This window comes from Enterocloster sp. 210928-DFI.2.20, assembly GCF_020554465.1.
Lineage (GTDB): Bacteria > Bacillota > Clostridia > Lachnospirales > Lachnospiraceae > Enterocloster > Enterocloster bolteae.
In genome coordinates this window covers 43,363-56,621 of the sequence record NZ_JAJCHK010000009.1, presented here as the reverse complement: position 1 = coordinate 56,621, position 13,259 = coordinate 43,363, and the positions used below count along the sequence as shown (strand labels likewise).

Annotated in this window: 13 protein-coding genes; 9 read left to right on the top strand and 4 right to left on the bottom strand. The window is 44.5% G+C overall.

Features of this window, described 5'->3' with window-relative positions; genetic code table 11:
- Positions 1 to 26 precede the first annotated feature (26 nt).
- The 3 genes from LI015_RS10385 to LI015_RS10375 are packed head-to-tail and all read right to left on the bottom strand — an operon-like array spanning position 27 to position 2,436.
- Positions 27 to 650, bottom strand: a complete 624-nt coding sequence (locus LI015_RS10385) for a bifunctional 4-hydroxy-2-oxoglutarate aldolase/2-dehydro-3-deoxy-phosphogluconate aldolase (protein WP_227124904.1) — start codon at positions 648 to 650, stop codon at positions 27 to 29.
- A gap of 18 nt (positions 651 to 668) precedes the next feature.
- On the bottom strand, positions 669 to 1,619 hold the full coding sequence (locus LI015_RS10380; protein WP_002573002.1) for a sugar kinase: 951 nt from the start codon (positions 1,617 to 1,619) through the stop codon (positions 669 to 671).
- 4 nt (positions 1,620 to 1,623) lie between these two features.
- Positions 1,624 to 2,436 (bottom strand): IclR family transcriptional regulator, encoded by an 813-nt coding sequence (locus tag LI015_RS10375; protein WP_002573001.1) that lies wholly within the window; start codon positions 2,434 to 2,436, stop codon positions 1,624 to 1,626.
- Positions 2,437 to 2,729: 293 nt separating this feature from the next.
- On the opposite strand from LI015_RS10375, the gene dgoD (LI015_RS10370) reads away from it, so the two are divergent.
- The 9 genes from dgoD (LI015_RS10370) to LI015_RS10330 are packed head-to-tail and all read left to right on the top strand — an operon-like array spanning position 2,730 to position 12,175.
- A complete protein-coding gene (gene dgoD / locus LI015_RS10370; protein WP_002573000.1) occupies positions 2,730 to 3,878 on the top strand; it encodes a galactonate dehydratase in 1,149 nt (382 codons plus the stop codon).
- Positions 3,879 to 3,889: 11 nt separating this feature from the next.
- Positions 3,890 to 5,035, top strand: coding sequence for a galactonate dehydratase (gene dgoD / locus LI015_RS10365; protein WP_002572999.1), 1,146 nt, complete (start codon positions 3,890 to 3,892; stop codon positions 5,033 to 5,035).
- Between the two features lie 44 nt (positions 5,036 to 5,079).
- Positions 5,080 to 5,937, top strand: coding sequence for a carbohydrate ABC transporter permease (locus LI015_RS10360; RefSeq protein WP_227124903.1), 858 nt, complete (start codon positions 5,080 to 5,082; stop codon positions 5,935 to 5,937).
- A complete protein-coding gene (locus LI015_RS10355; RefSeq protein ID WP_195636718.1) occupies positions 5,927 to 6,787 on the top strand; it encodes a carbohydrate ABC transporter permease in 861 nt (286 codons plus the stop codon). Before LI015_RS10360 ends, LI015_RS10355 begins: the two co-directional genes overlap by 11 nt.
- Before the next feature lie 16 nt (positions 6,788 to 6,803).
- Positions 6,804 to 8,138 carry an ABC transporter substrate-binding protein gene (locus LI015_RS10350; RefSeq protein ID WP_227124902.1) on the top strand — a complete coding sequence of 445 codons (1,335 nt, stop codon included), beginning with the start codon at positions 6,804 to 6,806 and terminating at the stop codon, positions 8,136 to 8,138.
- A 54-nt stretch (positions 8,139 to 8,192) separates the two neighbouring features.
- Positions 8,193 to 9,500, top strand: coding sequence for an FGGY-family carbohydrate kinase (locus LI015_RS10345; RefSeq protein WP_227124901.1), 1,308 nt, complete (start codon positions 8,193 to 8,195; stop codon positions 9,498 to 9,500).
- A 12-nt stretch (positions 9,501 to 9,512) separates the two neighbouring features.
- Positions 9,513 to 10,412 carry a dihydrodipicolinate synthase family protein gene (locus LI015_RS10340; protein WP_002572994.1) on the top strand — a complete coding sequence of 300 codons (900 nt, stop codon included), beginning with the start codon at positions 9,513 to 9,515 and terminating at the stop codon, positions 10,410 to 10,412.
- Positions 10,403 to 11,224, top strand: coding sequence for a class II fructose-bisphosphate aldolase (locus tag LI015_RS10335; protein ID WP_002572993.1), 822 nt, complete (start codon positions 10,403 to 10,405; stop codon positions 11,222 to 11,224). Before LI015_RS10340 ends, LI015_RS10335 begins: the two co-directional genes overlap by 10 nt.
- Positions 11,225 to 11,230: 6 nt before the next feature.
- Complete coding sequence (locus LI015_RS10330) at positions 11,231 to 12,175, top strand: PHP domain-containing protein (RefSeq protein WP_002572992.1); 945 nt, start codon at positions 11,231 to 11,233, stop codon at positions 12,173 to 12,175.
- A 31-nt stretch (positions 12,176 to 12,206) separates the two neighbouring features.
- Here the strand turns inward: LI015_RS10330 and LI015_RS10325 are convergent, their stop codons facing one another.
- Entirely contained in the window at positions 12,207 to 13,106 is a 900-nt protein-coding gene (locus LI015_RS10325) for an AraC family transcriptional regulator (protein WP_002569048.1), read from the bottom strand.
- Between the last annotated feature and the right edge of the window lie 153 nt (positions 13,107 to 13,259).

The window sequence follows — 13,259 nt, the reverse complement described above, 5'->3', positions numbered from 1 at the left end:
AGGCGCGCCTTATTTATTTTATCTGATCAGGAAGGCAGGAATGCTCCGTAATGGCCGGAGATATAGCGGGAAGCCCCCTGCCAGTCCCTTTCATCAAGGAAATGATGGGGAATCAGACTGCTTCCAAGGCCGGCTCCGATAAAGCCATGCTCAAAGAAGGTGTGGAGATTATCTCCGCGGACTCCACCTACCGCCACGTAATCCGTATCCTCAAAGGGGCCCTTCAGGCTCTTGATATAGCTAAGGGGAAGATCACCGGCAGGAAACAATTTCATTATACGATAGTTATATTTAAGACATAGTGCCACATCAGATGGTGTCATGACTCCGGGAAGCAAATCCAAATCCTTTTTTCTGAAATACCGCAGTATAGATTCGTCAACAGATGGCGTCAGAAAAAACTGCGCCCCTGCATGCAAGGCTGAATCAATACGCTCTATGGTAGTGGCAGTACCGGCTCCAACTGTAACGGACTCTTTGAAATGTTCTTTTAATGCTGAAATCTGTCCCGCTCCGTCTGGGGTATTCATTGCCACTTCAAAAACGCTGATTCCGCCCTGGAGAATACTTTCAGCATAAGGAATCAGTAAATCTTCCGGGAGATTTCTGAGTATGGCGATAACAGGACATTGATTAAGAATATGCTTCATAGACTGGCCTCCTTTGTGTTATCTTGTAATGGGTGATATATGATTTTGAATATCAATCAGTTCTTTTTTTGTCGGAAGCCCCTCTATATCACCTTGGACCTGTGTGCAAAGCGCACCGGTAATCCCGCCTCTCTGGCCGCAGTCCTTCAATGGCCTTCCATCCAGAATGCCGGACAAAAATCCTGCATTAAATGCATCGCCTGCCCCCACCGGGTCAATACAGACACAGGGATGGGGAGGGATATAACAGTCTTCATTTATTGAATATACATAGGCTCCGGCGCTGCCGTTTTTTAGGGCCAGATAGTCTGTGCAGCCTGATGTGAAAATAATATCTCTTAATGTTTGGGGAGTCCGCTCTCCGTATAACAGCTGTCCTTCATCCAAGCCCATGAATACAATATTTGACTGGGAAATGAATTCTTTTATCAAATCCCGGTAATCCTCCTGTTTCCAGAGTTTCATACGTATGTTAGGGTCAAAGCTAATTCGTACATTCAATGACCGGGCCAGCTCGAATACCCTGCGGGTCAGGCGCAGGCAGGACTGGCTCAGAACAGGAGTAATTCCTGTCATATGAACAATTCCCACATCCTCAAATGATTTTTCTGATATAAGAGTTTCATTCATTTGCGAAGCCGCTGAACCGGAACGGTAATAGAATACCTCTGTCTCCGATGAGGGGTTAAAGCGTTTGGCCATCAGACCGGTTGGGGCATGGGCATCCAGCCTGACATGAGAAACAGATACACCTTCTGCACGTATTCGTGATAAAAGAAATCGTCCAAATTCATCGTCTCCCACACAGCTAAGCCATTCTGTCTGATGCCCAAGCTTGCTAAGACCGATGGCTGTATTGCTTTCGGCGCCGGCAAAGCAAAGACGGAAGTGATTGATATACTGATAGGGACCTGTTTCAGAGGGAACCATGACAGCCATGGTTTCACCGATTGTCAGAATTTTTGGCATATATTTACCTCCCGATGTTTATTCCATAGGACGGGGTCGGATAAAGGCAGACCCCGCTATAGCCGAATTTATGAGAAAGCCCGAGTGCGGAACTGGTAATGAGCTGGCTGAAAAAGCTCAGGCGCTCGTCAGTTATGGAAGTATAAATAGCTGAAATACTGATGGCTCCCATGCAATCCCCGGATTGGTTAAGAATCGGAGCACCAACGCAGAATACCGCTTCATTATCTTCTCTGTTATCAATGGAATAACCCCTCTGTCTGATTTGTTCCAAATCTTCCATTAGTTCATCAAAAGTGGTTTTTGTATTACTGGTTTTCGCGGTCAGCCTTCCTCCGCCTGTAATCTGGCGTATTTTTTCTATTGGAAGGGTTGCCAGAATGGCTTTCCCCAAACCGGTACTGTACATATCATTTCTATCTCCAATCACACATGTGGTTCTGGTAGGGGAACTGCCTTCCTCTTTGTCGAGGTATACAATCATCCCGTTGTTTTCCACTGCAAGAAAAGTGGTCTCCCCGGTCTGAAGGCTCAGCTGTTTCAGGACAGGCCGTGCCTGGGTATGTATATCGGTTCTGCTCAGGTAGGTGCTCCCTATTTCAAAACAGTGTACATCTAAAGAAAAACATTTGGTATCTTCATCCATCTGAACCATTTCTTTATGCACCAGCGTATGGATGATATCAAATACACTGCTTTTAGGAATACCTAAATCTTTGCTTATTGCAGACAGAGTGACCGGTTTTTTACTATGTGACAGATAATCCAATATATCGATCGATCTTAAAACAGCTTTATTTAATTTTTCTTTTTCCATAAAAAACTCCTCTTGCGTCCGGTATTTTAAATGCGCGTCCGATATTACGAACAGCTTACTGCTGTAATTGTAACATATTCACGAATAAAACGTCAATATTAAAAGTGCCAAATATTTAATATTACTGTGTCAATATTTAGAATACCAGGGAGGGGTTGTAATAAACGTGAAAAATAATGGAATAATTCATGAAAATTTGTTTAATATGATTGACATGGGAAATCAATGTTGCTATAATAAAAATGCGAACACCGTCCGTAATACTGAACAAGGAGATTACAGGAGGAGAGAAAATGAAAATTACAAAGCTGGAGACCTTTCACGTTAAGCCCAGGTGGCTGTTTGTGAAGATCTCCACAGATGAAGGAATCTGCGGCTGGGGAGAACCTGTTTTGGAAGGAAAGAGTACAGTAGTGGAGGAAGCGGTACATATTCTGGGAGATGCGATTCTTGGTAAGAATCCGCTTAATATTGAACACTTGTGGCAGGTTATGTACCGGGGATCTTTTTACAGAGGCGGGGCGATTCTCTGCAGCGCCATCAGCGGAATTGAGCAGGCACTCTGGGATATAAAAGGAAAATATCTCAATATTCCGGTATGGCAGATGCTGGGAGGTAAATGCAGGGACAGAATACGTATGTATGCCCACATTACTCCTAACGTGGAAAATCCTACAATCCAGGAAGTGTGCTCCTGGGCCGAAAAGAGAGTAAGGGATGGTTTCCGCTCTTTAAAGACACCTATGTTTGCCCCGGTTCGTCATATTGATACGATGAAAAAGGTAGAGACCTATGTTGAGAAATTTGCAGCGATTCGAAGTAAGGTGGGGATGGATATAGATATTGCCATAGATTTTCATGGCAGGATATCACCTGCCATGGCACCCTTGCTTTGCAGAGAACTGGAACCATTTTTTCCAATGTTTATTGAGGAACCGGTTCTTCCTGAGAATGTAGATGCCATGGTTAAGGTAGCTGAATCCACAGCCATACCGATTGCCACCGGCGAGCGATTGTTTACTACATGGGGATTTAGAGAAGTAATTGAAAAGCAGGCAGCCCAGGTGCTTCAGCCGGATTTAAGTCACTGTGGAGGCATACTGCAGGCATTTAAAATCGCTGCGATGGGCGCCAATTACTATTGCTCTGTGGCACCCCATAATCCACTGGGACCCATAGCACTGGCGTCCTGCCTTCAGATTGATACATGCATTCCTAACTTTACCGCGCAGGAACATCCCACCATGCCGGATGGCCATGATCTTGGCAAGGAGCTGTTTGTTGAGGAATTTGTTATAAAGGATGGGTATATTGATATACCGAAAAAGCCCGGACTTGGCTTTGAAATAGATGAAAATGCAGTGAAAGAATACTCTTATGACGGTCATTACGCATGTCCTGTAGAATTTGATCCGGATGACCATTCATTAGGTGACTGGTAAGGAGGAAAGAGATGAAGATTACAAAATTAGAAACATTTCATATAAGACCCAGGTGGTTGTTTCTGAAAATTACTACAGATGAGGGGATGTGCGGATGGGGGGAACCGGTTATTGAGGGAAGGAGCCGCATTGTTGAAGAGGCGGTTCATGTTTTAGGAGAGCAGATTATTGGACAAGACCCATTCCAGATAGAACATCTGTGGCAGTTAATGTACCGAGGTTCTTTTTATCGGGGAGGTGCCATCCTCTGCAGTGCCATAAGCGGCATTGAACAGGCCCTTTGGGATATTAAAGGAAAAGCTTTGGGAGTACCGGTATGGCAGCTTCTGGGTGGAAAGTGCAGGGACAGGATACGCATGTACGCACATATCACTCCAATTGAAAACCCATCGCCAGCTATTATCTGTCAGGCGGCAAAGGAAAAGGTAGCTCAGGGCTATGATGCGCTGAAAACACCTATGCGAGTACCCGTAAGACACATTGATACCATGAAAACAGTGATAGAGTATGTGGATAAGTTTGCCGCTCTGAGGGATGCTGTGGGAACGGATGTTGATGTTGCCATTGATTTCCACGGAAGAGTATCGCCAGCCATGGCTCCTATATTCTGCCGGGAGCTGGAAAAATACTATCCGATGTTTGTGGAGGAGCCAGTTCTTCCTGAAAATGTGGATTCTATGGTGCGGGTTGCCAGATCAACAACAATTCCGATTGCCACAGGAGAGCGTCTGTTTACACCGTGGGCATTTAGGGAGGTACTTGAAAAGCAGGCAGCCCAGGTACTCCAGCCTGATTTGAGTCACTGCGGAGGCATTCTTTCTACTTATAAAATTGCATCCATGGCAGCAAATTATTATGCCTCTATAGCCCCACATAATCCGTTGGGTCCCATAGCACTGGCTTCATGTCTGCAGATTGATACCTGTATACCTAATTTTACCGCACAGGAAAATATACGGCTGGAAGATGGTTCGGATTTGGGAGCTGGGTTATTTAAGGAGCCGTTTGAGATTGTGAAAGGCTATATTCAGGTATCAGAAAAGCCTGGCTTAGGATTTGAGGTGGACGAAGATACCATGAAGGAATTTATCTATGATGGTAAATTCACATGTCCGGTTGTCTATTATGAGGATGATAACTCATTGGCTGACTGGTAAAGGAGGAAGACGTGGAGAGACATTTTCGACAGGACTCAATATCAATGAAAAGACTTATGCCATATTTCTTTATAGGACCAGCCCTGTTAGCGTTGGTCGCTCTGGTGGTGTACCCTCTTTTATACGGCGTTTATATCAGCTTTTTTAAAACAAACCTGGCAAACAAATGGGATTTTGTAGGGCTCAAAAATTATATAAGTGTTTTTTCAGACGGTGTATTTGTAAAACAGCTGGGAGTTACATTGAAGTTTACTGCAATTGTCGTACTGGCCCATTTTATTATAGGTATATTTCTGGCAATGTTGTTAAACCAGAGCAGACCTGGAATCACATTTTTTCGTACAATTCTGGTTCTGCCATGGCTTATGCCAGAAGTAGTCATCGCCTTGATTTTTAAATGGATTATGAATCCGTTGTATGGTCTGTTAAACTACGGGATGCAGCTTCTGGGATTATCAGAGGGAGGAGTATCCTGGTTGGGAGATACCAAATATGCGTTTATAAGTGTGGTATTGGTATGCATATGGAAGGGGTATCCTCTGGTGATGGTAAATGCGCTGGCAGCATTACAGAGTGTTTCCACCGATATATATGAAGCTGCAAAGGTAGACGGAGCAAACAATATACAGACATTTTTTAGAATTATTCTTCCGTCTATTAAGCCGGTTCTGGCCACAACGCTGATTTTGGATACGGTATGGTGGTTTAAACATTATACCATTGTTTATCTGATGACAAAGGGGGGACCGGGAAGCGATACATCAATTGTAAGTATTGAGATATATAAACAGGCGTTTGATTATTTTAATTTTGGCAAGGCTGCCTCAATGTCTGTGGTCGTATTTTTTGTCTGCCTGATTATCAGCAAACTTTACAGGAGGTTTTTGGATAATGAAGACTAAAACAGCCCATGGGGGAATGAGGCGTTCGAAATTGTTAAGTGGAACCGCCACGTATCTGATACTGGGATTCTGCGTGGTCATTGTGCTGATACCTATCCTGTGGATGGTGTCAACTTCCATTAAAATTGAATCAGAGACAATTACAATACCGCCAAGATGGATTCCCGAACATCCAACAGCGATGTCGTATATGAGACTTTGGAAGGAGTATCCGTTTCTTACTTATTTTAAAAACAGTATCATCATATCTGTAGGAGCGGTAGTGGTTTCTGTCATGTTCTCATGTCTGGCAGGATATGGGGTCACCAGATTCCGTTTTAAGGGAAAGGAGAGCTTTTTGGGATTTATTCTCATGACGCAGATGTTTCCCTCTATCATGCTCCTGATTCCATATTATAAGGTATTGGATATGTATGGGCTGAAGGACAGTCTGGTAGGTATGATGTGCGTGTACATCTCATTTACAATTCCATTCTGTTCCTGGATGATGGTTGGTTTCTTCAGGACAATTCCGCTGGAATTGGATGAAGCGGCTATTATTGATGGATGTTCCCGATGGAAAGCTTTTTATAAAATCACGCTACCTATGACATTGCCCGGAATATCATCCTCTGCAATTTATGCATTCATCACGGCATGGAATGAGTATATGTTTGCCCAGGTTCTGATTATCTCACCTGAGTTAAAGACGCTGCCCCTTGGTATTGCAGAGCTAAATGGTTTCTATAAGATTTTGTGGAATGATTTAATGGCAGCATCTGTGATTGCGAGCCTGCCATTGATAATTCTGTTCATATTTTTACAAAAATATTTTATCAGCGGTTTAACAGCAGGAGCTGTAAAACAATAAAAGGAGGACGTTTCATATGAAGAAAAGATTTATGAGTATCATTTTGTGTGCAGCTATGTCGGTGACCATACTGTCAGGCTGTTCAGGCGGCAGTAAGGAGGCATCGGAGGCAAAGGACTCGGGTGCGGCACAGTCGCAGGTGGATGAAAGTACAGAGGCCGGCTCGCCGGAAGAGACAATTACGCTGCGTATTTTATCAACATTGGCCACGGAGACAGAAGCTCCGCTGGAACAGGCTATGGCGGATGCATACATGAAGGAACATCCAAATGTAAAGATTGAACTGATTGGACAGCCGGTGAATGATATGGCGAAAAAAATCATAGCACTAAATACCAGCGGTGATCTGCCGGATGCGTTTTTTATGCCCACAGAGTTCATGTCTCAGGCATACGATATGGGAATCATTGTGGATCATGAAGCCCTTCTGGGAGAGGATTTTATGTCCGCCCTAAATGAGAAAGTAGTGGAATATGGTAAGATAAATAACCAGCTTATGATGGTTCCCTGGCATGTAATACCAGTTGCGCTGATTTACAGGGCAGATTGGCTGGCAGAAGCAGGGATTGATAAAATTGAGACAGTAGATGACTTTAGAAATACTGCTAAGACATTTACCAAAGATGGGCATTGGGGATTTAGTATGGTAGGTACCCAAAATGGTTCAGGGGAGGCCCGGTTCTGCCAATATGTCAGGACCTTTGGTGTAAATGAAGTCTATCAGGATGAGAGCGGAAAATGGGTGTCTGATTTAACTTCAGACAATTATAAAAAGGCATTGCAGTCCTTTGTTGACCTGGCGCTTGTGGATGGTGTGGTGCCTCCGGGACCTACTGAAACCGGCTATCCGGAAGCAGCGGCATACTTTGCAGAACAAAAGACAGGTCTTATGATTTCTGGTTCTAATGCGATCGGTGCAATCATCAGTGCAAACCCTGAATTAGACGGAAAACTGGCCAGCGTACCGTTGCCGGCAGCAGAGAGACATGCGACCAATCTTCAGACATCCGGTTATGCCATAACGACTGCATGTGAACATCCCGACGTAATGGCAGATTATCTCAAATTCATGACCTCGAAAGATCTGGCAGTTGATTTTGGCATCAAGACAGGACGCCTTCCGGTGACCAAAGAGGCTGCCGAAGATCCGGCTTTCCAGACTGATACGTTTAAAGGATTTATTGACTGTATGGAATATGCACTTCCACAGCCAGCATTTCCTGCTTACACGGAAATCCTGGATGTCATGGGAGAATCCTATAATACTATGATGGGCAATAATGTTTCCATTGACGATGCAATGGCTCAGGTTGCCAACAGAGTGGAAGGGATTCTGTCTGAGAATCAATAACGTGAATATCTGGGCCGGGGGTTTGCTCCGGCCCCTTTTCATAGGGGGAATGTCATGTATACTCTTTCAGCAGACTTTGGTACCTCATCTGTCAAAACTGCGGTGATAGATGAACACAGAACTATATTAAAGGCCAGCAGACGCAGCTATCAGTATCGTATTTTAGAAGAAAATCAGGTTGAACTCAGTATGGAAACCGTGGAGGCTGCCTTCTATGAGACGGTCAGGGAACTGAAAGAATTCCTTCCATATGTAAGTTTAATTAGTTTTGATACCTTCGCCCCATCTCTGGTGATGATGGAGAAAGACGGGAAACCGTTGTATCCAATTGTAACTCATCTGGACAGAAGAAGCAGGGAGTATACAAAGAAGATTATAGATATCTTTGGAAAAGACAAATATAGGAATATTACCGGGACTTTGCCTTACGCAGGGGGAGTGACCTTGACCTCTCTTTTATGGTTCTTTCATTATCGCCCGGAACTGACAAAAAAGATTTATAAAATAGGTCATTTGTCAACCTATCTGTTTAAAAGACTGACAGGACAATGGGCCATGGACGAAGTAAATGCATCTATTACCGGTATGTATGACACAGTACATAATTCCGGCTGGTCTAAGGAAATTTGTGAGAAATCAGGAGTGCCTATGAGTATACTGCCGCCGGTTAAGGAGGCAGGAAACACCTTCGAACTTGTTTTGCCGGAAATGGCAGAGAAGCTGGGGGTTGGCAGGAATACCATGGTGAATCTGGGGACACAGGATGTAGCCAGCGCCTTAGCCGGAGCCGGAGCCGATAAAAAAGGGCAAATATTATGTATATCAGGCAGCAGTGAGATGATTGCTATACTGACTGATAAGCCGGTAACAAATGATAAATATTATCTGAGAAATTCAGGTATAAAGGGATTGTGGCAGGTGTTTTCCATTACCACAGGCGGATTTGCCATAGACTGGTTTCGGGAACAGTTTTATACGGACATGTCTAAGGAAGAATTCTACAGCAGTTTTTTGCCGGATTTGCTGGAGAAACGGTTTGACACTGGAGGCGTGACGTTTCATCCATACCTTACAGGCGACAGACAGAGCCTGAAACGGAAACGAGGAAGCTTTGGGGGATTATCTTTGGATACAAAACGGGATCATATGCTCTGTGCCCTGGTGGTGGGAATACAATCCCAGGCCATGCAGACTCTTAGGCTCTGCGGGGACATAATTCCCAACAAACAAAAGATGACGGCGACAGGAAATCTGGCAGAAAATGAGGCGTATATAAATATTAAGTCCAGACTGTTTGGCGGGGCGGCTATTGAGGTAATTGATAACTGTCCGCTGATAGGAAATGTCAGAAGGATGCTTTAGGGAGAAAATGGAATGGTAAAGAGAGTAGACGGAATTTTTGTACCGGTGGTAACTCCCTTTGATAGTGAGAACCAATCAGTCGGTACGGAAATGCTTGAGTATAATATTGAACGTTTGAATCATACAGACATAAGCGGATACATGCCTTTGGGAAGTAATGGAGAATCTTTCATGATGACGGACGACGAATGCTGCCGGGTCATAGCTGCTGTAAAAAAGGTGGCAGCAAAAGAAAAACTTATATTTGCAGGGACTGGAAGAGAGTCGGAATATTATACAATTGAATTCACTAAAAGGATTGCCCAGTATGGAGTTGATGCTGTATTTGTGCTGACACCTCATTATTTTCCTAAACAGATGGGTCAGGACTGTCTGAGAAGTTATTATGAACAAGTGGCAGAACGCTCTCCTGTACCGATTCTGCTGTATCAGGCACCGGCATATGCGGCAGGCGTTTCTTTGGAAACAGCTACTGTGGCACAGCTTGCAAAGCATCCGAATATCATTGGTATGAAGGGAACGGCATCAAATACCGCAGGCTGCTATATGGAGGCCATGGACAATGAAACCTCTTTTTCTATTTTAGCCGGAACATTTGGAGCATTCTGCGAAAATGTTAGAGACGGCGCGGCTGGGGGCGTATTGTCCTGCGCAAACTATATTCCCCATAGAGCATGTGAATTGTATAATTTGGTAAAGGCAGAGAACTGTCAGGCGGATATATTATATCAGAAAATAACCGGCCTGATTAACCAGACAACCGGACCGCTTGGTGTAGGAGGCGTCAAAATGGCTATGAATATTTTAGGATATCAGGGCGGAGTTACCAGACGTCCCTTGCCATATCCGAAAGAGAGCCAGGTAAGGGATGCCAGATCAATATTTATGAGAGGAGATTTAGAATGCAGATAAAAGAAATGCTTATAAACGCAGGAAAGAATGGTGCGGCAGCCGGGGCTTTTAATATTCTTAATTATACCACAGCCAGAGCAGTAATCGAGGCGGCCGATTCGTGCGGGTGCCCTGTGATTTTGCAGACTTCTGTATCTACGGTAAAAAGCCTTGGATTAGAAGCGCTGGGCGGTATGCTTAATCAGCTTAAGGGATTATCGGCGCAGCCAGTGGTTGTGCACCTGGACCATTGCAGGGATCAGGAACTGGCCAGAAGATGTCTGGACGGATTCTGGGATTCTGTAATGATTGACGGCTCCCATCTCCCGATGGAGGAGAATATTGAATTTACCAAAGAGATCGCTGACTATGCCCATAAACTGGGAAAAGAAGTAGAGGGAGAGCTTGGAGTTATTGCCGGAGTTGAAGATGATATACATAATGAGAAGGGGACAGGGGTTGCGGTTAAAGATTGCCTTTTCTATATAGAGCAGACAGGCATTGATATATTTGCTCCTGCCATTGGAACCGCGCATGGCATTTACCACGGAGCACCAGTAATACGGTATGATCTTGTGGAACAATTGCGCGGTGCTACAGATGTTCCCATTGTAGTTCATGGTGGGAGCGGTCTTTCTGAGGAGGTTTTTAGAAAACTTATTGAGTGCGGGGCTAGCAAAATCAATATATCAACTGCTGTGAAACAGAGTTATCTTAAAGGGATGAGGGAATTCTGCGGGATTAATAATCCTTTGGAGGTTGATACGGCTATAAAGCAGGAAGTAAAACAGGCAGTGCAGGAGCACATCAATATATTTTCAATGGGGAGGTGAGTGTAAATGGCATATAAGAGGGCAGCATATTCCTGTGATTTGCACACGCATACCAATCATTCTGATGGCCGGAAGACGCCTAAAGAGGTAATAGATGAGGCAGCAGAAGTGGGACTTAAGGTATTGGCTATTACGGACCACGACGTGATACCGCCAGAGTTTATAGACACAGAAGACGGTCCGGTGTCTGTGACGGAATACGCCAGGAAAAAGGGGATAATCTGTATTCCGGGAATTGAAATTTCCTGTGATACAGAAAATGAGGATGTACATTTGGTATGTTTGGGATGTGACTGGAAGCATCCATTTTTCAGGCAGATGGAAAAAGAAATTCAGGGCAGCAAACTGGAATCCTATCGTACTATGTTGGAAAATTTTAAAAGAGCAGGTTATCATGCAGAGTGGAACGACATGCTTTGCCAGACTGGAAACATAAGGCATCCGGAACGTATACAGAAAAAGCAGATTTTTCAATACCTTGCCGATTCAGGCGCTGCATCCGAATGGAGCCAGGTTAAAAAAATGGTTCAGACGAATTCTGAATTGTCGGTAAAGAGAAGAAAGCCAGATACTGTGGATATCATTAAAAAAATTCATGAAACAGGAGGCGTTGTGATACTGGCCCATCCATATCTGATTGCCGAACCAGTTAATTGGCAGGGAAAGCCCATAACAAGGAAGGCTTATATTGATGAGTTAATAGATGCCGGACTGGATGGAATTGAGGTTCGTTATACATACGATAAAACAAGTTATAGGGGATGCCAGTCTAAGGATGAGATTGCTGAGGAGGTGAGACTCCTTTATGGAGACCGTGTTGCAATTTTGTCAGGCGGTTCAGACTGCCATGGAGAGACAAAAGAGCAGGTGGCTAATCCACGGTCACTGGGGGAAGAGGGGATTACATTTTCCTATATGCAGTCCAACCAATTGCTGAGAAATTTCTTATAAAGTACAGAAAAACCGGAGCTGTTTTTATATCCTAAGGCTTCTCCGACAACAACCGTATGGAGGTGGCGTATTCAGACGGAGTCATAGTGGTAATCTGCTTGAACTGCCTTGAAAAATAGTGGATGGAGTTGTATCCCAGGCGGTCTGCAATCTGGGTGAAATTTAGCTGGTTGTCACGTATCATTTGTTTGGCAGTGTCAATTTTCATCATGGAAAAGAATTCTATGACCCCGCAGCCTTTTGTGTCCCGGAACAGCTTTTGCAGCTGGGAGCGCCCTACCAGGTTGTCCCGGCAGATTCTGTCTATGGTCATGCGTTCGCCCAGATGCTCCTCCATGTAGCGGACGATTCGGTTGTAGGTATCATTCCCGCTGCTGGCCTCGGCCAGGAAGCGGGAAGAACGTACTGGCAGGGAGTAGGAAAAATATCTTCTGTATAGATGAATCATCAGCTGTTCCAGATAATGGCTGATGAGCTGGGCCGAACCAAAGGTCAGGGGTTCGCTGTTAAAGATAAGCTCCTCCTGGTAAGGGTCATCCAGTCTTCCGCTGAATGTGTTTCTGGCTTCCACGATGATTTGGGCCATGAGCTCTTTTTCCGTATCCTGGACCGACATGAGCTGATCCTCAAATGACTTTATGGCAGGGGAATGGCACTCGAACCCAATGACCACCAGGCTTGGAGAGACTTTTCCGTTGGTCAGTACGTTGTGGAACTCATTGGGCTTGTGAAACAGAATATTCCCTTTCTTCAGGGTCAGACGCCGGTCTCCTGCCAACGCATCAATTTCGCCTCGGTCCACGCATACCAGTTCCCAGAAGTCATGGCTTTCCCCGGGAAAGGAGAAGTCGCTCATATACTGGAAATAGTGGACGGAGATAATCCGGTTGATGGTAACACTGTCCTCCAGAACTACACTTTTATAGGCCATGTAATCTTTCCTCCCGCACTGTCTTTTTCTGAAACTGTCTTATCTTCTTGAATTATATCACAGGAATTAATTCTGCAGAATACAATCATGCAAATAAAATGATAGAATGTGCAAATAAAATCCCCTCCGCTGTCTTGTTACAAAAAAAGCGAT

What these genes read in the sequence shown, in the direction of transcription:
- LI015_RS10385 (WP_227124904.1), bottom strand. Translation starts at nt 650, where the DNA reads ATGAAGCATATTCTTAATCAATGTCCTGTTATCGCCATACTCAGAAAT.
- LI015_RS10380 (WP_002573002.1), bottom strand. Translation starts at nt 1,619, where the DNA reads ATGCCAAAAATTCTGACAATCGGTGAAACCATGGCTGTCATGGTTCCC.
- LI015_RS10375 (WP_002573001.1), bottom strand. Translation starts at nt 2,436, where the DNA reads ATGGAAAAAGAAAAATTAAATAAAGCTGTTTTAAGATCGATCGATATA.
- dgoD (WP_002573000.1), top strand. Translation starts at nt 2,730, where the DNA reads ATGAAAATTACAAAGCTGGAGACCTTTCACGTTAAGCCCAGGTGGCTG.
- dgoD (WP_002572999.1), top strand. Translation starts at nt 3,890, where the DNA reads ATGAAGATTACAAAATTAGAAACATTTCATATAAGACCCAGGTGGTTG.
- LI015_RS10360 (WP_227124903.1), top strand. Translation starts at nt 5,080, where the DNA reads ATGAAAAGACTTATGCCATATTTCTTTATAGGACCAGCCCTGTTAGCG.
- LI015_RS10355 (WP_195636718.1), top strand. Translation starts at nt 5,927, where the DNA reads ATGAAGACTAAAACAGCCCATGGGGGAATGAGGCGTTCGAAATTGTTA.
- LI015_RS10350 (WP_227124902.1), top strand. Translation starts at nt 6,804, where the DNA reads ATGAAGAAAAGATTTATGAGTATCATTTTGTGTGCAGCTATGTCGGTG.
- LI015_RS10345 (WP_227124901.1), top strand. Translation starts at nt 8,193, where the DNA reads ATGTATACTCTTTCAGCAGACTTTGGTACCTCATCTGTCAAAACTGCG.
- LI015_RS10340 (WP_002572994.1), top strand. Translation starts at nt 9,513, where the DNA reads ATGGTAAAGAGAGTAGACGGAATTTTTGTACCGGTGGTAACTCCCTTT.
- LI015_RS10335 (WP_002572993.1), top strand. Translation starts at nt 10,403, where the DNA reads ATGCAGATAAAAGAAATGCTTATAAACGCAGGAAAGAATGGTGCGGCA.
- LI015_RS10330 (WP_002572992.1), top strand. Translation starts at nt 11,231, where the DNA reads ATGGCATATAAGAGGGCAGCATATTCCTGTGATTTGCACACGCATACC.
- LI015_RS10325 (WP_002569048.1), bottom strand. Translation starts at nt 13,106, where the DNA reads ATGGCCTATAAAAGTGTAGTTCTGGAGGACAGTGTTACCATCAACCGG.